Origin of the sequence: uncultured Shimia sp. (assembly GCF_947498095.1) — a bacterium.
In the GTDB taxonomy this organism is placed as follows: Bacteria; Pseudomonadota; Alphaproteobacteria; order Rhodobacterales; family Rhodobacteraceae; genus Shimia.
Genome location: NZ_CANMJE010000003.1, coordinates 1 through 18933, shown reverse-complemented (window position 1 = coordinate 18933; position 18933 = coordinate 1). Strand labels below are relative to the sequence as shown.

18 protein-coding genes and 1 pseudogene are annotated in these 18933 nt (G+C 52.8%); 9 read left to right on the top strand and 10 right to left on the bottom strand.

Annotation, left to right across the window (positions count from 1 at the left end):
• Positions 1–2: 2 nt before the first annotated feature.
• The 7 genes and pseudogenes from Q0932_RS06380 to dcm all read right to left on the bottom strand — a co-directional run bounded on the left by Q0932_RS06380 (position 3) and on the right by dcm (position 4886).
• A complete protein-coding gene (locus tag Q0932_RS06380) occupies positions 3–284 on the bottom strand; it encodes a hypothetical protein (RefSeq protein ID WP_282094171.1) in 282 nt (93 codons plus the stop codon).
• Positions 285–306: 22 nt separating this feature from the next.
• A pseudogene (locus Q0932_RS06375) lies at positions 307–495 on the bottom strand (hypothetical protein); the annotation flags it as partial.
• Positions 492–695, bottom strand: a complete 204-nt coding sequence (locus tag Q0932_RS06370; RefSeq protein ID WP_282094172.1) for a hypothetical protein — start codon at positions 693–695, stop codon at positions 492–494. The pseudogene Q0932_RS06375 and the gene Q0932_RS06370, both read right to left, overlap by 4 nt.
• Entirely contained in the window at positions 692–1570 is an 879-nt protein-coding gene (locus tag Q0932_RS06365; protein ID WP_282094173.1) for a zincin-like metallopeptidase domain-containing protein, read from the bottom strand. The genes Q0932_RS06370 and Q0932_RS06365 overlap by 4 nt, the downstream gene beginning before the upstream one ends.
• A 508-nt stretch (positions 1571–2078) precedes the next feature.
• A complete protein-coding gene (locus Q0932_RS06360) occupies positions 2079–3392 on the bottom strand; it encodes an MvaI/BcnI family restriction endonuclease (RefSeq protein ID WP_282094174.1) in 1314 nt (437 codons plus the stop codon).
• Positions 3377–3808: a very short patch repair endonuclease gene (locus tag Q0932_RS06355; protein ID WP_282094175.1), complete on the bottom strand. Its 432-nt coding sequence runs from the start codon at positions 3806–3808 to the stop codon at positions 3377–3379. The genes Q0932_RS06360 and Q0932_RS06355 overlap by 16 nt, the downstream gene beginning before the upstream one ends.
• Before the next feature lie 31 nt (positions 3809–3839).
• Positions 3840–4886: a DNA (cytosine-5-)-methyltransferase gene (dcm, locus tag Q0932_RS06350; protein WP_282094176.1), complete on the bottom strand. Its 1047-nt coding sequence runs from the start codon at positions 4884–4886 to the stop codon at positions 3840–3842.
• Positions 4887–5355: 469 nt separating this feature from the next.
• Between dcm and Q0932_RS06345 the strand changes: the two genes are divergently transcribed.
• Complete coding sequence (locus Q0932_RS06345; protein WP_282094177.1) at positions 5356–7506, top strand: ATP-binding protein; 2151 nt, start codon at positions 5356–5358, stop codon at positions 7504–7506.
• Positions 7507–7509: 3 nt separating this feature from the next.
• Entirely contained in the window at positions 7510–8889 is a 1380-nt protein-coding gene (locus tag Q0932_RS06340) for a hypothetical protein (RefSeq protein ID WP_282094178.1), read from the top strand.
• 79 nt (positions 8890–8968) lie between these two features.
• Here the strand turns inward: Q0932_RS06340 and Q0932_RS06335 are convergent, their stop codons facing one another.
• The 3 genes from Q0932_RS06335 to Q0932_RS06325 all read right to left on the bottom strand — a co-directional run bounded on the left by Q0932_RS06335 (position 8969) and on the right by Q0932_RS06325 (position 11526).
• Positions 8969–10270 carry a type II toxin-antitoxin system HipA family toxin gene (locus Q0932_RS06335; RefSeq protein WP_282094179.1) on the bottom strand — a complete coding sequence of 434 codons (1302 nt, stop codon included), beginning with the start codon at positions 10268–10270 and terminating at the stop codon, positions 8969–8971.
• Position 10271: 1 nt separating this feature from the next.
• Positions 10272–10523, bottom strand: coding sequence for a helix-turn-helix transcriptional regulator (locus Q0932_RS06330; RefSeq protein WP_282094180.1), 252 nt, complete (start codon positions 10521–10523; stop codon positions 10272–10274).
• 139 nt (positions 10524–10662) lie between these two features.
• Positions 10663–11526 (bottom strand): hypothetical protein, encoded by an 864-nt coding sequence (locus Q0932_RS06325; protein ID WP_282094181.1) that lies wholly within the window; start codon positions 11524–11526, stop codon positions 10663–10665.
• Positions 11527–11960: 434 nt separating this feature from the next.
• On the opposite strand from Q0932_RS06325, the gene Q0932_RS06320 reads away from it, so the two are divergent.
• The 7 genes from Q0932_RS06320 to Q0932_RS06290 all read left to right on the top strand — a co-directional run bounded on the left by Q0932_RS06320 (position 11961) and on the right by Q0932_RS06290 (position 18210).
• Positions 11961–12485: a hypothetical protein gene (locus Q0932_RS06320; protein WP_299350671.1), complete on the top strand. Its 525-nt coding sequence runs from the start codon at positions 11961–11963 to the stop codon at positions 12483–12485.
• Between the two features lie 817 nt (positions 12486–13302).
• Entirely contained in the window at positions 13303–13563 is a 261-nt protein-coding gene (locus Q0932_RS06315; RefSeq protein WP_299350669.1) for a hypothetical protein, read from the top strand.
• Positions 13564–14973, top strand: coding sequence for a His-Xaa-Ser system radical SAM maturase HxsB (hxsB, locus tag Q0932_RS06310; protein ID WP_299350667.1), 1410 nt, complete (start codon positions 13564–13566; stop codon positions 14971–14973). It begins immediately after the preceding gene.
• Between the two features lie 110 nt (positions 14974–15083).
• On the top strand, positions 15084–16067 hold the full coding sequence (gene hxsC / locus Q0932_RS06305; RefSeq protein WP_299350665.1) for a His-Xaa-Ser system radical SAM maturase HxsC: 984 nt from the start codon (positions 15084–15086) through the stop codon (positions 16065–16067).
• Positions 16064–16606: a His-Xaa-Ser repeat protein HxsA gene (gene hxsA, locus Q0932_RS06300; protein WP_299350663.1), complete on the top strand. Its 543-nt coding sequence runs from the start codon at positions 16064–16066 to the stop codon at positions 16604–16606. The genes hxsC and hxsA overlap by 4 nt, the downstream gene beginning before the upstream one ends.
• Positions 16581–16982, top strand: a complete 402-nt coding sequence (locus Q0932_RS06295) for a TIGR03982 family His-Xaa-Ser system protein (RefSeq protein ID WP_299350661.1) — start codon at positions 16581–16583, stop codon at positions 16980–16982. Before hxsA ends, Q0932_RS06295 begins: the two co-directional genes overlap by 26 nt.
• Positions 16966–18210, top strand: coding sequence for a His-Xaa-Ser system-associated MauG-like protein (locus Q0932_RS06290; RefSeq protein WP_299350659.1), 1245 nt, complete (start codon positions 16966–16968; stop codon positions 18208–18210). The genes Q0932_RS06295 and Q0932_RS06290 overlap by 17 nt, the downstream gene beginning before the upstream one ends.
• Positions 18211–18933: the final 723 nt, after the last annotated feature.

Here is an 18933-nt window from a genome sequence, read left to right as displayed (position 1 = left end):
CCCTAGTCGTGGTTCCACGCCTCAGCATCGCCAAGCAATTGCAGCGCTATTGCGCGGGCCGCGCCTTCGGCGCTGGCATAGGTTTGATGATCGGGCAGCTCGTACAGATCAAAGGGCTGTTGCGGGTCGTCCGGGGTCTCAACCCTGACATAGATCGCCCAGCCATCGATCAGTGCTGGATCATCACAGTACTCCTGCCCGCCATCGGGCAGATTGCAGAACCCATGCAGATGCACGCTGGCGCGGCCCTCTAGGGCCGCCTGCCTGATGTCAGAATACTGCATGGCAAACCTCGGCGCTTTCTTCGATGAAAAATTCGTCAGGCTTGCCGTTCAGGCGGGTGCCATCCAGACTGGTCAAACCAATAGCAGACCCGTTCCGCGTGAAGGTGATGAGGTATTGCCCGAGGCCATCACGCGTCACCATATATCCGCTGTTGACCCAGTGAACGCGGTTGCCCGCGTCCACTGCTGCTTTGATCTCTTCCACAGTCATCGCAACGCCTCCTCAAGGATTGCGAGAGCCCCAAGACAATCGTCGATATAGGGCTGCTCCTCGCCGTCCAGATCGTTCAGTTCCAGCCGGTTCAATACCGCATAAAGCGTGGCGCGCGCCTCGCGGGCTGCGCTTCGCAGGCTGACGGTGTCTTCCAGACGCGCCGTCGCAAAATCATCGCTGTGAAAATCAGGGATCATGCCGCCTCCTCCTCGCCTTGACCTGCTGCGTGCAAAACAAAGTCGGTTGCCTTCTGCGCCTCGGACGCCGCGCGGAAAATCGCCCGTTTGTCTTCTTTGAGCGCTTTCAACCACCCTTCGACATAGGCGGCGCTTTGGTCGATTTCCGGCGCAACCCCAATCTGAGCTCCGAGGAAACAAGCGCCGATTTCCGCCACCAGCTCTTCAAAAGCATAGGCCTCACGGTTCGCAAACTTCTTGATCCGCTCCAGCCGCTTTTCGCTGCCTGTCCAGTGGATCACCTCATGGGCCAATGTTCCATAATAGCCTGCCGCATTGTGAAACGTGGCAACTGGCGGCATGTGGATGTGATCTTTCGCGGGGCTGTAATAGGCGCGCGGGTCGTCGCTGGTGAGGATCTCCGCCCCTGAGCGGCTGAAAAACGCCTCAAGCTCAGGATCCGCCACCGTGCCAAGGTCACGCGGGGCCTCAGGCCGGACATAGTAGTCCTCGGGCAAGCCTTCGATCTGTTCCGCATTGAACACGCGGTAGGCGCGCGCATAGGGCAGCTCCTCCTCGATGCCCAGTTCGTTCTCTCGGGTGAACGTCCCGTATTTGACCACGGTGGACGACGTCTCACCTTTGCGGACCTGACCATCTAGCTCCTGCGCCTGTTTGTAGGTCATCCAGCGGCTGGACACATAGCCATGCTTCGCCGCCATGACCCAGAGCATCAGAACATTAATCCCGCGATACTCCTCGCCGTTGTGTCGGGTCGGCAGGGCAATGCCGGACGCACTTCCGGTCCACGGCTTGCGCCATGGCGGTGTGCCAGCCTCGATCTCTGCAATAATGGTGTCGGTAACATGGGCATAAACATCAAACTTCGGTGCCATTTTTGGCCTCCTCGATCAAAGTGACGCGGGTGAGGCTTCGCGCCCCTTTCCGCCGATGGGCTGCGCCTCGGTCACCTGATCTGACCGAATACGCATGTATTCGGCGGAACAGAGTGGGAGAGGGCAAAGCCCGACCCACGGCCCTGAACGGGGCTGTCAATCGGCCACATTTGCGAAGAAAATGTCTGCGCCAAAATCAGACGCCAATTTGCCCCGCGAGGAATGGCTCGCTCGCGAGACAGGGGAAAATGGTGGCTGATTTTGGGGATGGACTAAGGTTGACCGACCCGGACAGGGATGTTGGGCGGACCAAACAAAAAGAATGATGTCTGAATCGGGGTGAGCGGGCCAACGGACCGTTGAGCCCCGGTGCAGTCTATTAGGTGACGTTTGCCCGCGCGCGCAAAGCGCGGGTTCCGATTAATTCTAATGTCAAATGCAAGAGATCAGGCATGAAGGTATGCAAAAAAACACGGGCAAAACCCTTTAGTGCAATGAAGTAAAGCGGCTAAGGTGTCAGAACAATCGTTTCAAGGCTTTCATAGAGCCCCGGTAGATCGGCGTGGCGCACCCGGAACTGATTTCTCTTTTTTTGTTTTCCGTTTTCGACCTTTACAGCCGGATCGAGATAGACACCGCCTTGACTGATGAGGCGCATGAACCTGAAGAAATCAGTCCCCTGCCCAAGCTGGACTCTATCGGCGTATCGATATTGTCTCGGGGTGCCGGATGACAGCGAAGGCAAGTAGGCTGCCTTTGCATGCTTCCGGTTCCAATGGTTGAGCAGATTCTTGAACTCCCAACCCGCAGCAATGCGATCATCCGGAGCAACCAGCAAGATTCTCCCACCCATATCTTCGATCTTACCCGTTACAGGGTCGTATCCTTCAACGAGCATCCGAACTGAAGTTCGAGCGTGCGCTTCGGATCCGTATTTGTAGATACCGCCAAAGTTCCTGCGCCCTAGCCGACCTTTGGTATCGTCGTAACCAAAGTCATTCATAAACAGCGCGAAATTGTCGACATAAACTCCAGAGGTTGGCTCTGGGGTCATAAGTGTGACTGGTGATTTCGCACGAAAATTCACGAAATCCCGAACAGAATATTGCTTGATCTCCCACCCCATAAAATCAGGCTCCGCGATACCGTTGGGGATAATCCCCAGTTCGGCTTCGAGGGTATATCCACCACCATTCTGTGCGGAATACGGCCTGACTATACCATCGGAGTGTAGTCTTTGTCCGGAAATCCAGCCTTTGCCGTGAACGCTCCGAAGTGTTTCCAAAAGAATCTCACGAGGGTTGCGACTTTCTGTATTTGCAAGTCTTGTGATGTTCGAAAATACACCTTCAGCCGGAAACTCACCCTGCGCGTCAAGCTCGGCGACTACGTCAGAGTCATGGGCGTCTACGTAGCCGTAAACGCGCCCCTCGGGGGAAACACCGAAGAACATCACCCTTCCTTCAGCGCGGGACACCATGAGGCCCTTCGGTGCGTTCGCAGCGTTCTGCAGGAAGCCCGACATCCTGACTTCGGGATATTTGGGGTAAAGAATGAGTTGGGCGTTGGGTGCTCGCCATGTTCCCTGGCTATCTATCCAATAGAACTCGACAGAAGCTTTGTCGCGCCGCCGGACAGCGCCAGCTTTTTCAGAAAAATCGGTCTCGATATCACCATGCGGAATGATGTTGAGCGCATCAAAGCCCCCGCCCAAGTAAACTTGGTTCTTCGAGTTGTCATTTGGGGCGAGACGCTTCGCATAAAACCGCTTTGCCCCCGCATCCTGCATTACTGAAATAAGGTTGCTCAGGGAGGTGAACATGAGTCGACGCCTCTGATTTCAAATATTTTTTTGTCAGAGGACAACCATTGGGTGAGGGAGTCAATAACAGTTTCCGAATTGAATTTCTTTGAGCCACGGAGGGCGCACTCCCAGACAGTTGCGATCCTCCACCCCATCGCCTGAAGCTCCCTTGCTGTTTTGACGTCACGCTCTTTGTTCGAGGAAATCTTCCTCTCCCAGAAATCCCTTCGGGTGCGCGGTAGGCGGAATAGGTCGCAGTCATGTCCATGGAAGAAGCATCCCCGCACATCAATCAGAGCATTGTATCGGCGAAGGACAATGTCTGGTGTCCCAGGGAGCGACTTTTCATGAAGGCGAAAGCGAAAGCCGCGAGCATGAAGCCCGCGGCGGATCAGAAGTTCTGGCTTCGTGTTCTTGCTGCGAATAGCCGCCATATTTCGGCTGCGGGTAGCTGGGTCGTGAACATCAGACAGAGACTGCCTCCTTCGGGCGGCTGTCCATCACGTGCGCGAGATGAGGTGCCATAATGCGTGCAACCTCCTTGAACACCGGAACGGCAACGCTGTTCCCAAACTGGCGATAGGCCTGGGTGTCGGACACCGGAATTCTGAAGTTATCAGAATATCCCATAAGGCGAGCGCATTCACGTGGCGTCAGACGGCGAGGGTTACTACCCTCCCCCTGATCAATCAGGATCTCAGACCCGTCCTTGTGGTACCGTGCAGACAGAGTTCGAGAGACATTCTCGGGTCCGACCAGACCAAAACCGAAGCCGTTTCCTGCGGCTTTGTGTTTGGCAGCGTAGTTCTGCAGGTATTCCCAAAGTTTATCCGTCAGTGTGTATTTTGGGTTCACCTTGGCATCCGGGCCCTCAGTATAAGGAGTTTCGGCTGCCTCAGTTCCATTCTGAGGATGAAGGATCGACCCAAGCTTGATACTGCCCTTCGGCTTCAACTGGAGGTCCTCAAAAGTGAAACCGGTGTCTTCCTTGAAACCAACGATCACAATCCTCTGGCGATGTTGAGGAACGAAGTGCTGAGCGTCGATGACCTGAGCCTTAACCGAGTATCCAAGTTCCTGCAAAGCGCCAATGATCACTTCAAAGGTTTTTCCCTTGTCATGGCTCGTCAGGTTTTTGACATTCTCGAGCATGAAGGCTTCAGGCCGATGATGCTCAAGGATCCTGACAACATCAAAGAACAGTGTTCCCTGTGCTTCATCACGAAACCCGTGCTCTCGTCCGAGCGAATTCTTTTTGGAAACACCTGCCAAAGAGAATGGCTGACAGGGGAAACCGGCACACAGAACATTATGCGGCGGGATGTCTTCAGCGGCTACTTCGCGGATGTCGCCGGCGATAGCCCGGTTGTCTCGATAGTTGGCCTCGTAGGTCTGTATTGAGAACTTATCCCACTCACTCGTGAAGGCACAATGCCCGCCGATGCTCTCCATAGCCTGGCGCAGACCACCGATTCCGGCGAAAAGATCAATAAATGTGAAGCCTTGGCTCATCCTGGTCGCACCTCTTTTTTATTCACTATATATGGGTTTAACGGCCCGGTCCAGGCCAGTAATAGCAACTATCCAATCAGTTTTTCACAAATTTGTTCCTATTTTGTTCTCAACAAGCCGATTGGAAGTAACTGATCCAGCCTTCCATACATTGTGCGACAGCTCCACAGCTTCACCCGTGCAGTTTAGACCATTCCTGAACCCACTAGGATGACAGCATTTCGGGTCTTGGTTGCGGTTTGACTGTAGTACGCTTCAAACACCGATGTACCCCCATTGAGGTAGTCAGCCGTTATGTTTAGAAAAACGAAGGATTTACAAAAGACGGCAAACGACACAAGCCCGCAAAAATACTCAACCCGATAAGGCGCATTGTAGCGCATGTCGGCTAGGCTGCGCGCAACTTTAAGTATAAGCTGCTTCAGGAAGCGGAATTTTCAACTCGACGAAGAAACAGGTACTGCCCAGTATGCAAGCAAAAATTGACAGGCATTTCAGACCAAGAGCGCGCCTTCTTCAGCACCTCGGCGACCAATTGATTGGTACGCCTCGCCTTGCGGTCTTTGAACTTGTCAAGAATGCATATGACGCTGATGCTTCAGAAGTCATCGTTGATATCTCTGGAATCGGCACGAACCATCCATCTATTCGGGTTTCTGATGACGGCATTGGAATGTCTCTAGACACCGTCAAAGACATCTGGCTTGTCATTGCCCACGATCACAAAGAAAAGCAGCTCGCAAAGCATGAACGAACAAAAAAAGGGCGGTTACCCCTTGGGTCCAAAGGCTTGGGGCGATTATCTGTGCACAAGCTTGGAAACAGGATCCGAATGATAACTCGCGCTGCGGAGGAACAAGAGGTCGTAGTCGATATTGACTGGGATAAAATGATCGAACACGAGTTTCTTTCTGACGCCGAAGTCGAGGTCGAGCTGCGCGATCCGGAGGTTTTCCTCGGAGAGAACACTGGCACGGAGCTGCAAATCTCTGAACTACGCGACAAACGTTGGACACGTGGCGAGATACGCCGACTGTATCGTCAAATTACATCAATTTCATCTCCGTTCGGCCAGGTGGGAAGGGATGACTTCCGGGCTATTCTTCGGGTTCCAGACGTTCCTCAATGGATAGAACGGTTACCTGACCCAATAGAACTGCTTAAACGAGCACCCTGGAAATATTCTTTCAAATTTGATGGCACGAACTTTGAATATCACTATTCATTCAGAGGAATTCCGGGAATTCCGCGCCAAACACGCGAGGTAGAAGAAGGTGAAGTATCGCTCCTTGTCCCCCCGCACGAAGTAGATGATGACGATCCGCTCTTCAGTGGCAAAGCGCAATCGGCGACCCTACGCAAAGTAATTGCTGACCTGCAAACGATCGAAGGCATAGGCCCGGTCTCTGGCGAGTTTTATGTTTTTGACCTGACTCCTCGCATTGCAAAGCAGATGGGAGAAACGAAATTAATTAAGGACTTCTTGGACGAAAATGGGGGAATTCGTGTCTATCGGGATGGAATTCGCGTTTATGACTACGGCGAGCGAAATAACGACTGGCTTGGCCTTGACCTGAAGCGAGTGAATAACCCAACCCGTGGCCTCAGCCGCAATATTGTAGTTGGGCATGTTTCAATTGGTCAGGATGAGAGTCCCGACCTGATCGAAAAGTCTAATCGTGAAGGCTTCATAGAAAACGATGCTTACGAGCGGTTTAAACAAGTGGTTTTGGGCGCAATTGACCCACTGCAACGCGAACGCGAAGTCGACCGCAAAGCCATAAGAGAACTCTTGGGTGAAGCGCAGGACCCCGAAGTCCGCAGTATTATGGAACCTGTTTCAAAGATCCGAGTTATAGCAAGTAAGAACAACCTTTCGGGCAAAATCGACCCTTTGTTGGATCGCATTGAGCATGAATATGCTGAGATGAAGAATCGTCTTTTGTCGACGGGAATTTCAGGCACCAGCTTAGCCGTTGTTTTTCACGAGATCGAACAAGGAGTTAGGTCTCTTTACAAAAACATGGAAAACCGCCCTGAGATGGAGAACGTTGCATCTCAGGTGGAAGAGATGATGAAGCTTCTGGACGGGTTCTCCGACCTGTTACGCAAGAAGGATCGCAAGCCCGTAGATTTGAGGAAACTCATCCGCCGCGCGCGAGACTTGAACCAAATTCGTTTCAGGCATCATAACATACGGCTGAGTTGTCCAGCTGTCGAAGACGATGCCCCGGAAGTTATGGTGTCTTGTGCTTATGGCCTAACTCTGGGTGCGATTACTAACATCATTGACAATGCGATCTATTGGATGCGGGCCAAGTGGCCGAATGAGGATGTTACTGGACGCGCAATATACATTGGTATTGAGGAGGACTTCGAGGGTGGTCCGGCTGTCATCATCGCTGATACCGGACCAGGGTTCCTGGACGCGCCTTCTGAACTTGTTCGCCCATTCTATACAAGAAGACCTGAGGGTATGGGCATGGGGCTTTACTACGCCAATATGGTCATGGAACTGAATGACGGGGCGCTTGTATTTCCTGATTTTTCAGAAGCGGATGTGCCAGATGAATTTGAAGGAGCGGTTATCGCGCTCCAATTTGCTGATTTGAAGGACTAATTAATGTTTTTGCACTCCAAGTTTGTCGTTGTGGACGACAAAGAGCATCACTTAAGGGGTATAAAAGAAACACTGGATTCACTTCGCTTAGATTGTCACTCAAAACTATATGAGGACGAAGCCGTAGGTGATTGGACTGCCCTGCCTGGCACTAGAATCCTTTTCCTGGATCAGAACCTTGTCACAGGGGCGACTTTCGGAACTGCAGATAACAAGGTTGCGGTTACTGCGATACAGGATGTAATCACAAAGGTTATCTGCCCTGATAGTGGCCCGTATGGGCTAATTCTGTGGGCAGAAGAACCTGATTTAGACGCCTTGAAAGCCAGTCTTTTTGAGCGATTTACAGGTGATGATGCCCGCTACTTACCTGTGTTTTTTGCTGCACTTCAGAAGGGTGAGTACATCGACACGAGCGATGGAACGGTCAAAGACCCTGCTAAACTTCAAGAAGACATAGTAAGCCGGCTTTCTCAGAACCCACAAATGAAAGCGCTTCTGAGCTGGGAGACCGACGTTTCCGTTGCCGCAGGTGCTGTTCTAAGATCAATCGTGAACTTAGTGCCGATGGACAAGCGCTCTTCAGAAGAATTCAGCGAAGAGCTGGGAAATGTTCTTTTTCGGTTGTCCCAGGCAGGAGCAGGTATTGATCGGGCCGAAGAAAACCCAAGAGAGGCAATCAACCACGTTTTAGTTCCCATCTTGGCGGACAGGATAACCGAACATGACCCGCAAGGTGATGCGGGAGACGCTTGGAAAAGCGCTATTGTATCCCACCCGGACAAGTTTGCTCCTGTTCCAGTGCAAGCCGCAATCAACACAGCCATCCATGTGTCGAGAGCCACGTCACCCAATAGCGCACCCATTTTACCTTCAGATTTGGGAGCGGTTATCGAATTTCCATTCGAGAATGCGCAAGACGCTTTGAATGATTTGTTCGATCTCTCGGTCGAAAAACTCCGCCAAGACACCTTCTTCGGAATGCACGAACAGGATTGGGAAAAGTGTGCTTTGCGGCTCGTACAGATTGGGGCTTCTTGCGATCATGCACAACCTAAGGATGGTCCTTTGCTATACCTTCTAGCTCTGGAATGGCCGTTCCAAAACGATGATGGTTCTAAAGCCAATAATGCCAAACTCCATGCCAGGAAGACCAGCAAATCTGGGCTAGAGTGGAAGACACCCAGCATCTTGGTTGGTGGTGACTTAGTACCGGGCAAGCTGTCGGTCTTCCTAAATTGTACTTTCAGCGCGAAACGGGGAGTGGTTGCAAACTGGAATACTCTCTATCGGCTTAGGGAAGAATTGGTCTCAAAGTTGACACAAGAATTTGCTCGCCACATTTCAAGACCCGGCATTCTCACGATGAGTCCAGATGATTGAACCAAGTTTCCTTTGGATGTACTGCTGATGTAACATGAGCCGAAACTCAAATCCACACTGCGCTATTGCACCATCGGCATCAAGTCAGCAGATGCAACCTCGCCTTCAAAGCCCCGTCGACTGAGCAAACCAGCGCCTCAGGGAAACCCTCCGGAAGCTGATTGAACGTGGCCTCAACGATCGCGTTCGAAGTCTCCTGCAGCTCTTCGAACAGGCTCTGCACGACTGCGCGGGACAACCCGGATTGAACTCCTGTCTCCACGATGTGGCGGCCTACGATATTTGCCACTTTGTAGTGGTTTGAGTTTCCGAAATTCATAGCGAGCTTGAAGTATTTCCGCTCGATCTGCCGGGCGTCGACGGTCGGCTGCACCGTCAGCACGTCGTAAAGCGGTGTCATGCGGAAACGGCCACCGGGTAAGAGGCTGACGCTGAAGTTCTTTCCATGGCCATCTGTTGCACCCAGCAACCAGAACAGGACGTTCGCTTTGAAAAAGTCGTGCCGGTCTATGTTGGGATCATCACTTCCCAACAAAAGATCCATGATGTCCGAGATCCCGGGGCCGCCCTCGTTCTGGTACTTTTGCGTGGGCACAACAGATAGCGCTTGGCAGCAATCTTCCTGCGGCAGACGGATCAAGCGGCCATCTGACGTCCAGCGCCGATCAAAACGCTCAACGACCAAGGCTTTCTTGTCGCCAAACTGAACCATTTCGACATTCGCAGCCCGAAGCCCAAACGCTTCCATCAACTTCAGGCACAGGTATTCGTTTTCAACGCTGTCGGACAGGTCCATACCGTTGGGCAGCCTGCCGATTTGCGGCTTGATGATGTGCGTGGTTGGCGTCGTACCGGTTGGCTCTATCCACTGGCCGTCTTTACGAAGCAGCGCGGTTTTTTCCTGTGCACCAGCGACAGAAATGCGGAAATCATTCTCTCGGCGGATACCCAGTGGCGCTAGATCGAGGTCGCTCAAAATGGCCCCGATCTGTGCCTCGTCGACAGGTTCTCCAGTCAGCTCGGACATTGGCTGTGGCTCTTGCCCGTCGGGCAGAAACTGAAGCGCACCGATGCAGTCCCGCCCAATTTGTGAAAGCAAGCTGAAGGCATCGACGCCTTCGGCCCCGACACGTTCCGCGACCCTTCGGCGGATGACATCGCTATCGGGCAACAGGTTGTCAAAAACGGCGAGCACAGGTGCGCCGCTGTAGCGGTTCTCTTGCAATGGCAATGATAGCGACACCGGCATCCGGTGCTCCCATTCGAGCCAGTCTCGCGCATAGGCGAAACTGACGCCGCCCGAGGGCTCACGTACCAATTGGCCCACGAGCCGCGAATTCAGGAAAACGTTCAGCGGTGTGTAGCTGCGCTTGCGGCCCATGTCAGAAAATGTCCTCCAGCCCGTCTGATGTGCCCTTGCTGCGCTCGGTCACCGTAATTTCGAGCTCCAGGGCCGCGATCAAATCGAATACCGTTTCCAGCTTGGCTCCGCCGCTGCCGTTCTCGATCTTGGAAATTGTCTCTTGCCAGACACCGCTCATCGAGGCGAGTTCCTTCTGAGTAAGATTCTTTGCCTTCCGAGCCTCGCGAATTGCGTGGCCCAAGTTTTTTGATGTACGAACGAGGTGCTTCATGGCGGTTCTCCTGCCATTGGATATGACCTCTAAATCATAAATTGTCAACATGATCTCCAAGTCATAAAGCCGCAGTATGATCTGAGCATCATAATGCTCGACAGCATCGGTAGCTGTTTTCCAGACTTCGCCAATGCTCTCACGCCTTCAGCCCTGCAGCACGAACCTGCTCGGGCGTCACAAGCTTTGACGCAATCAAGTCTTCGATCTGCCGCTTGGTGATATGGCGGCACAAGGGATGCCGCTCGTGGATCCACTCGGCGAGGCTGGCGCGTCCTTTGGCTTCGGCATCTCGCGCCTTCTCGCGGTCGGCCTGGATCTGGACAAGCCCTTTCTCCCAACGTCGCGTCTTGAACCAATTGTCCGAGAAACAGACCTTGCTGCGCGTATAGCCTTCGCTTTCCTTGGCATAGGCTTTGACCGCCTGCAGCAGATCATCGGGCTTCACCCCTGCTTTCACGGCCGCTGCGATCAGGCGCAGACTGGTTCGCCGGTCTCGGATCCTGTCTTCGGGATAGGCCGCCAAGATCTTCTCAGATTCAAAATCTTCAACCTCCTCCGCCGCCTCGCGCCTGCGCGTAGGTGGTTTATGGATGGTTTTAGGATGGTTTGGGGTCCACCGTGAACCCCGTACCCCGTTCACCGTGGACCCCGTACCGGGTTCAGGCTGGACGGGGTTCACAGTGACCCCCGTCTCAATCTCGGGCTCAGCCGTGGGTTCGAGCGCGGCCACGCGCTCCAGAACGATGCGGTAAATGACAGTGTAGCCGTTCTTGCAGTGTCGCTTCCCTGTCTCGATCAGAATGCCTTCCCGCAGGAAGTCGATGATTGTGCGCTTCACCGTGCTCTCGCTGAGCTCTGTGTGGCGCTGGATCGTCCCCTTGGAACACCAGATGCCAGAGCCGTCATCGCTCGCCTTGTCGGCCAGAAACATGATGATCTGCTTGCGCGCAGCACTGCCAAAGCGGCGCTCGGCGCATTCGTTTGCGATGCGCCAGCTCATTGGACCACCTCACCGGTCAGAGGCCACGAAAAAGCAGACTGAGCGTTTGCGGTGCGGCGCTGGCCTGTGCTAATGTGCTTCGAAAGCTGACAGGCTTTTTCTATTTGGCCCCGGTTCACAGTTGCCGCTGTGACGGGGCCTTTTTCGTTTTGAACCGGCAAATTTGGCTTTGAAACTTTCGCTTTTTGTTCACTTTTTGTCAGGGGGTGTTTTGCACCCCTAAGCCGTTGTTTTTGCTTCCTGTCTTTCTGGATTGCAAATCCGTGTACACCGGTTCGATTCCGGTACTCGCCTCCAATAAAATCAACAACTTAACGGATACGCAGCCCGATCTTGGGCGGGATTTGGGCGGAATTGGTTTTCTGTACACGGATTCCCCCTAATTGTCGGGGGTCGTTTCGCTCTCTTTCCTTTGGCAATCTATACTCGGACACATGGCGGCACGACTCAAAGCTGGCGGAACACACCTGACCAGTATCCCAAAACATTTGATCTGGTGCGAGTGTGCCTGTGGTCATCATGCCAGCCTGCCGGTGCCGGTATTGCTCGCATTGAGCAAACCACCCGAGACGGTCGCACAGGCCGTTGAGCGGGCGCGGTGTCGCCGCTGTGGACAGCATAAGGTCAAAGATTATCGGCTGGTCTATCACGGCGACGGTGCGGCACGGGACGCCATGCTTGGCGCTGACATCAATCGCGGTGGTACTGAGTATTCCAGCGAGCAGTCGGCGACCGGGCAGTCGTCACACCAATATGATGCCGCAGATGTGCCAATAGGTCTAAAAGGGCCAATCAGAACAGCCCTTGGACCATCGCGGCCACACCATCACTGTGCGCGAATGCCTGACCGGACAGGACCGTTTCACGGACAGATGACATGGTCACTAACGGCCCAAACCTGCCTTTCACAAACCGGTCAAGATGCTGTGGTCGCAGCCCACTTTGCGGTCATTCTCTGAACCTGCAAAAGCTCTTGCTTGCCATCCTTCGCTTGGCAGTATGCGACGCAGCGAATAGGGTGCTAGAATCGTAACAAACCAAAACACATGAAGGATTCAGCGATCACCAGCAGTCAGATACCCCAAGCTATTCTTGGACTAGCTGTTCTAGTTTTGGGTCCTCTTGGTGCAAAAGCAGATGTACCAGTCATTTCGCGCGGTCAAACCTTCAACTGTACCCCTTCCCATGTTTGGGATGGCGATGGTCCGATTTGGTGTGAAGAAGGGCCGCGGCTTCGCCTAGCGGGAATAGCAGCTAGAGAGCTCGATGGCACCTGTTCGCCCGGCCATCCATGTCCGAGCGCAAGTGCTGAAGACGCCCGCGACGCCTTGGCGGCGTTTCTGGGTGTCCGCACTGGGGTGAGCAGGCACGGACATATCATGTTGACCGGGCCAACACTTACATGTCGGTCTGACGGCTCTGCCGGAGGAAACCGCACGGCCTCATGGTGCGTATCTCCAAGTGTGGGAGACATTAATTGCGCTATGGTAGATGGAGGTTGGGCTACTCGCTGGGATCGGTATTGGAAAAACCACCGCTGTTAGAAAGGGCTGCTGCCGGCCCAAAGTCAGCCTACCATAACGTCTGTGCTGCAACAGATAGTACCCACGAAAGCAGACTTTTGAATTCCCACTGGTAGGCTCAATGCACAAAATCGGACTTGTCTCGTATGGCTTCCAGTTGCAGGTTTCTGCTGGTTTACCCAGGGTGGATTAGCTAGATTATTCTGTATGTAACGAAACCGTTCAGCAAACCATTTCAACTAGGATGCGATATTTGGCCAAGCTTCCCGAAACAGCAACATTTACCATTTCTCCAACCTTAATGCCGTTTGCTCAAGATACTGTCGACCGATTGGCATATCTCTTTCCAGGAATCACGTTCCGCGTCACTCAGGCTGGAATTGATTGTTCATCGAACACCGAACTTGACCGGGCCATGCTCACTCAAGAAATCTGGTATGGACTTGCGCGCCAGAAGATCCGTACAGAGGGTCAGCAAGACAGGAAAGCGCTTTATGCGGCGCTCTTTCAGTAGATGAAGGTCTGGCCCCTTCAATTCCGCAAGCTTGACGAAAATGACTTCTTGTTTAGCGATGACGCTGGCGCGTTTTTCAGATCGTCGGAGGCCTTCCTAACCCGTTATGTTGAGAATCAGTTAAGCGAAAGCGATAGCGCGTTCCTGAGGCGGGGCGGACACGCGTTTGATGATATCGGTGATCCCGCATTCGTCGGTTTCGCGTCCCGTTGGACGCAAAGGATCAACTCTGCGACGCCGCTGGGGTACGTCATTCTTGTTCCTACCCTGCGCTGCAACCTGATGTGCGATTACTGTCAGGTGTCCCGGGCAGCCGAGACTGCAAAAGGTTTCGATTGGGATGAGACAAAGCTTGCACAGGTACTGGCACTTCTTGATCGTCAGTCGACTGCAGAAATTAAGATCGAATTTCAGGGTGGCGAACCGCTTTTGCGTCTTGATCTGCTAGAGGCCGTCCGCACGTTTTGTCGACGCAAATTTGCAATTTCTGAATTCGTCGTCTGCACAAACTTGCAGGACGTATCCGAAGATGCATGGCGCTTTCTAGAGGCTGAAGACACCTTCGTCAGTACATCTTTTGATGGAACATCCAAACTCCATCAAACGCAACGCACCAAAACCGCAACGGCGCACGAGCAGTTTAATGCAAATCTGGATGCAGCATTGCACCGCATCGGTCCAGCTCGGGTATCGGCGCTTCCAACTTTAGACCCATCTGACCCGCCGGAACCGACCGATGTCATCGCTGCGTTTGCAGCGCGTGGTTTTGGTTCTATTTTTCTAAGGCGGGTGAACTACCAAGGATTTGCCCGCAAAAAATATGGCTTGGATAGATCCCACCAGGAATGGACAGACTACTACCGCCGTTTCGTGCGTGCTTTGATCAGCCACAATGCCACCGCCGAAAACACGATCGAGGAGTACTACCTCAGCCACACCTTGCGGCGGATTCTTCAAGGTGGACACCACAACCATGTCGATTTGCGCAATCCCAATTGGTTGGGGGTCGATTATCTTGTGGTTGATTTCGACGGAAGGCTCTACCCAACGGACGAAGCTCGCATGGTGTCACGTGTCGGCCAGATTGACTTGTCAATTGGATCACTAAACGCTGGTTTGGATAAAGAGAGGATTTCGCTTTTCAACCTGCACGCATCCAACTTCGATGATCCAGACTGTGTGCACTGCGTATACAAGCCATATTGTGGCCTAGATCTGATAGACGACCTCTCTCGCTATGGGCGAATCGATATCCCGAGTCACCAGACCGAACATTGCCGAAGTCATATGGACCTCTTCGACTTCGCATTTGAACTTCTCTATTCTGACGACCCCAACGTGCACAAATCGATAGCAAGCTGGCTTCAGGTGGCAAGGTATAGCCCGATGTTGGCACAAAGGCATTCATGATACAATTGCAGCTAAAGGTTGACCCAATTCCTATTGTCGAACCGCTGGTCGTTCGTCTTCGAACCAGCTTGCCTGGCTCATCGACAACTACAAGTGATCACGATGCGAGGATGGTGTCACACGATACCGAAACGGCCGACTTCGACGTCAATGGTTTCTCCTTGCGCGTTCATACTCGCCACTACAAGAGCCTCGATGGGGATGTCGTGTTGGTTGTCCCAGGTCGCGGTACTCTCCATCGCCTTATCCGCGCCTCGTCAAACCACAACACTCTGCTGATAACCGAGCAGTGCGATCAAAAATGCATCATGTGTTCGCAGCCACCAAAAAAATATCACACGGACATGTTCGATCAATTCCTGCAGGCAGTCGCCTTAGCGCCGACGTCGGCTACGATCGGGCTTTCAGGTGGCGAACCATTTCTGCATAAAGCGCGGTTGCTGGAGTTTCTGAGAAAGTCCCAATCGGCCCGGCCAGATATTCGCTTTCACATCCTGACAAACGGTCAGCATTTTGAGCCCTCTGACGAAGCAAGCTTCAAATCACTGAACATGGCATCGATCCTTTGGGGGGTCCCGATCTACGCTGCAGATCGAAGCATCCACGACCGGATAGTGGCAAAACAAGGGGCCTTCGAGATTTTGGAAAGAAACCTTGCTTTGCTGGCCAAGGCCGGTGCTGTCCTGGAACTCCGAACAGTCGTTCTTAACGCCAATATCACAGAGCTCGAAGAATTAGCGAACCATCTCACTCGAAATCTGCGCTTTGCACACGTCTGGGCAATCATGCAGCTCGAGAATATTGGTTACGCCCGCATGAATTGGGATGCCGAGTTCTGCGATACATCGAAAGAATTCGACGGCATCGCAACTGCAGTCGATCTTGCTCTTGCTCGGGGACTTAGGACCAAGCTTTACAACTTTCCTCTTTGTACGGTTCCGCGAGCCTACCGGGAATACTGCACACTTTCTATTTCAGACTGGAAACAGAAATTTCTATCGACCTGCGATGATTGTCGGTTACGATCTTCATGCACAGGTTTTTTTGAATGGTACCCCGAAAATCGTGGATTTAGTGAGATAAGAGCGCAATGAGCAAGAGATTCCTGATTCCATCGCTGGTAGCGGCCGGGTTTCCGAGCGGAGCTTCAGAAGCTGCAGTTTCTAATCTCACACTTATTGATAGCGATCAGACGCCGATGTTCGACGTGTTCAGACAAACCCACAAATATACTTTGGCGGGGCACAGCTCGCACGCCAGCCATGGCTCACACTCAAGCCACAGGTCGTCATCCTCGGGCGGGTACACCACCCCACGTGCCGCGAAGCCCGCACCTCTCTACACGCCGCAAACCAACAGGAACACTACGAGTACCCCGCCGACTTCTATCCTGCCAAGCCCTCCGGCTGCTGCAGCAAAGGTTCTGCCAGGAAACAGTGCAACATTTCAGAGGATAGCCATACAGGTTCAAACTGCGTTGAAAGCATATGGTTATTACAATGGGGCGATCGATGGCATTATTGGCGCGGGGTCCAAGAGTGCCTTGTCGCGATTCCAAACGGATTATGGCCTGAAAGTGACCGGCACGATCACACCGGAGGTGCTAGATGCATTTGGCATCGCAGCGAAATAGCTTTCTTTTTGGCGCAGTTGTCGGTGTCATCATTGGTCTAGCAGCCGCTTATGTCGGTTGGCCGCTTTGGAAGCTTGCGATCATGCGGTTTAACCAGGCGCAATTTGCTGATCTCACTTTTGACTGCGACAACGCCATGCGCGGGCATCTCTTGGCGAAGCAGCGGCTCGTGGGATCTCCATCCGAGGAAAACTCGGACGCACTGCAAGCTGCGGAAATTGGCCTGCTTGATTGTCAAGACTATGATCTCATGCGGAAGAAACTCCTCCGTTGGGGACTCGCAGACAACGAACTCAGCGAAATGTCGCTTCTCGCTATCGAAGCAAAGGGCACGGATCTTCGGGATGTGATTAGAATTCATGAAATACGCTACTAGGTCTGCGGTCGCACTCGTCGTTTCTGGCGTTATGTCGACCTTCGCGTTGGCAGAGGGCCTTCGCGAGAGAGTCTTGCGGGACGCAGCTTTGGACGCCGGTCTACTGCCTGCAAACCAGTTGTCCGTCGAACAATCCGAGGACCTTGTAAATGTCGGTAAGCTCCTGTTCGAAAGCCGCCTCCTTTCTTTCAACAACGACACAGCTTGCGCGTCCTGCCATCTTGATCGCTTTGGATCAACCGATGGCTTGCCGAACGCGATCGGAACCGAAGGTGAGGGGTTCGGTTCTGCCCGAGTACTCAACGGTGGTGACATCGTGCCGCGTAACGTGTTGCCATTCTGGGGCAGAGGCGGCGTCGGGTTCGAAGTTTTTTTTTGGGACGGAAAGGTCGATGGCGCATCTGGCAGACTAGTTAGCCAGTTCGGTGCGAATGCACCGTCCTTGGATCCCTTGGTCGTGGCAGTTCATCTGCCTCCAGCCGAGATCGGTGAGATGGTGATTGATCGGCGCGATACGGAAGAGCTGCAAACGGAAGACGTCGAAACAGCCAAACGCCTGTACACTGAACTCACAGAGCGGATTCAACTTGATCCTATTCTGGGGCAGAAGGTTGCGAATGCTAGAAATCGAGCGTTGGAAGATCTTGCTTTCATTGATGTTGCCGAGGCCATTGCGGCGTTCATTCGCTTCAACTTTCGTGTGAAAGATACCAAGTTTCATCAATTCGTATTCAGCGATACCAAGCTAACAGATCGAGAGATTGAAGGTGGCCTTCTTTTTTACGGCCGTGCAGGATGCTCACGGTGCCACAACGGACCATATTTTACAGATTTCGATTTTCATGCAATCCCTTTTCCACAAGTCGGTTTTGGACGAAATGGCTTCGGCGTGGACTACGGCCGTTTCAACGTCACATTAGATGAAGCCGACCGCTATGGATTCAGAACACCGCCGCTCTACAACGTTACGCAGACAGGTCCGTATTCGCATTCTGGTTCGATTGCGAATTTGAGCGATGCGATCCGCGTGCATATCGATCCATTGTTTTTTGTCGAACCCAAAAACATGGATGGTAATGATAGAATTGAATTTTATGAACGACTTAAGATTTGGTCTGGGTCTCCATTAAATGGGGTTGTGGCAAGCGATAGCGAAATCGACGCCATTGCTGAATTCTTAGGAACGTTGTCGTATGAAAGTGACGTTTCTGTGAAGTTTGTGGATTGATACGTCACTAATTTGCTAGAGCTGAACGTCCAATGTGTCATTCACCTTTCCAGTGTGCTGGAGCAGGCTTGGAAATGTTGCTGGCCACGACCTTCCGGCGGAAAGGCTCAATATTACTCAACTGTGCTGGATTTAGGAGGAGCATCCTGCGAAACTTTGACATTCAGTATGTCTGCTTTGGGAAACGGTAACGCGCTCTCGCAGCCGCAGAGAATGACCGATTTCCTGAAGAACCATTACGAAAGAAGACCGATCAGACCGCCCGGCATTGAAGGTCCGCTTTCGCGGTATCTCAAGGATCTCGCTGCAAAGCGGCGAATTCACACTTTCCGCCCTTATTTCCAGTTCGTGTTGATTGCGGCATTTGTCAATCTGGGCTCATACCGGACCTTAGCTGCGTGGTGCATGAGCGACTGCTAAGCGGACAAAGCCGCCATTGATCGTTGAGCGGCCAACGACAACTCCCGGCGCTTTGCTGACATTTGAGGTGATTACGTTAAAGGCAAGTAGGATCCCACAGTGCAGCCTATTAGCGCCTGTTCGTGGCGAAGAGCATTCAAGGAGTACACGCAACAAACCCGACAAGCATAAAGCTCACCGGGTTTGAAGCAGAGCACCAGAGAAACCTGGTGTCGGTTGGAAAGGTTTAACCGTTCCGGGTCATTCTATCAGCGACGATGCTTGCCACCATTTTTGCCGTGGCCATTGCCGTTGTTGTGATAA

What these genes read in the sequence shown, in the direction of transcription:
- Q0932_RS06380 (WP_282094171.1), bottom strand. Translation starts at nt 284, where the DNA reads ATGCAGTATTCTGACATCAGGCAGGCGGCCCTAGAGGGCCGCGCCAGC.
- Q0932_RS06370 (WP_282094172.1), bottom strand. Translation starts at nt 695, where the DNA reads ATGATCCCTGATTTTCACAGCGATGATTTTGCGACGGCGCGTCTGGAA.
- Q0932_RS06365 (WP_282094173.1), bottom strand. Translation starts at nt 1,570, where the DNA reads ATGGCACCGAAGTTTGATGTTTATGCCCATGTTACCGACACCATTATT.
- Q0932_RS06360 (WP_282094174.1), bottom strand. Translation starts at nt 3,392, where the DNA reads ATGTTCACCTCCCTGAGCAACCTTATTTCAGTAATGCAGGATGCGGGG.
- Q0932_RS06355 (WP_282094175.1), bottom strand. Translation starts at nt 3,808, where the DNA reads ATGGCGGCTATTCGCAGCAAGAACACGAAGCCAGAACTTCTGATCCGC.
- dcm (WP_282094176.1), bottom strand. Translation starts at nt 4,886, where the DNA reads ATGAGCCAAGGCTTCACATTTATTGATCTTTTCGCCGGAATCGGTGGT.
- Q0932_RS06345 (WP_282094177.1), top strand. Translation starts at nt 5,356, where the DNA reads ATGCAAGCAAAAATTGACAGGCATTTCAGACCAAGAGCGCGCCTTCTT.
- Q0932_RS06340 (WP_282094178.1), top strand. Translation starts at nt 7,510, where the DNA reads ATGTTTTTGCACTCCAAGTTTGTCGTTGTGGACGACAAAGAGCATCAC.
- Q0932_RS06335 (WP_282094179.1), bottom strand. Translation starts at nt 10,270, where the DNA reads ATGGGCCGCAAGCGCAGCTACACACCGCTGAACGTTTTCCTGAATTCG.
- Q0932_RS06330 (WP_282094180.1), bottom strand. Translation starts at nt 10,523, where the DNA reads ATGAAGCACCTCGTTCGTACATCAAAAAACTTGGGCCACGCAATTCGC.
- Q0932_RS06325 (WP_282094181.1), bottom strand. Translation starts at nt 11,526, where the DNA reads ATGAGCTGGCGCATCGCAAACGAATGCGCCGAGCGCCGCTTTGGCAGT.
- Q0932_RS06320 (WP_299350671.1), top strand. Translation starts at nt 11,961, where the DNA reads ATGGCGGCACGACTCAAAGCTGGCGGAACACACCTGACCAGTATCCCA.
- hxsB (WP_299350667.1), top strand. Translation starts at nt 13,564, where the DNA reads ATGAAGGTCTGGCCCCTTCAATTCCGCAAGCTTGACGAAAATGACTTC.
- hxsC (WP_299350665.1), top strand. Translation starts at nt 15,084, where the DNA reads ATGGTGTCACACGATACCGAAACGGCCGACTTCGACGTCAATGGTTTC.
- hxsA (WP_299350663.1), top strand. Translation starts at nt 16,064, where the DNA reads ATGAGCAAGAGATTCCTGATTCCATCGCTGGTAGCGGCCGGGTTTCCG.
- Q0932_RS06295 (WP_299350661.1), top strand. Translation starts at nt 16,581, where the DNA reads ATGCATTTGGCATCGCAGCGAAATAGCTTTCTTTTTGGCGCAGTTGTC.
- Q0932_RS06290 (WP_299350659.1), top strand. Translation starts at nt 16,966, where the DNA reads ATGAAATACGCTACTAGGTCTGCGGTCGCACTCGTCGTTTCTGGCGTT.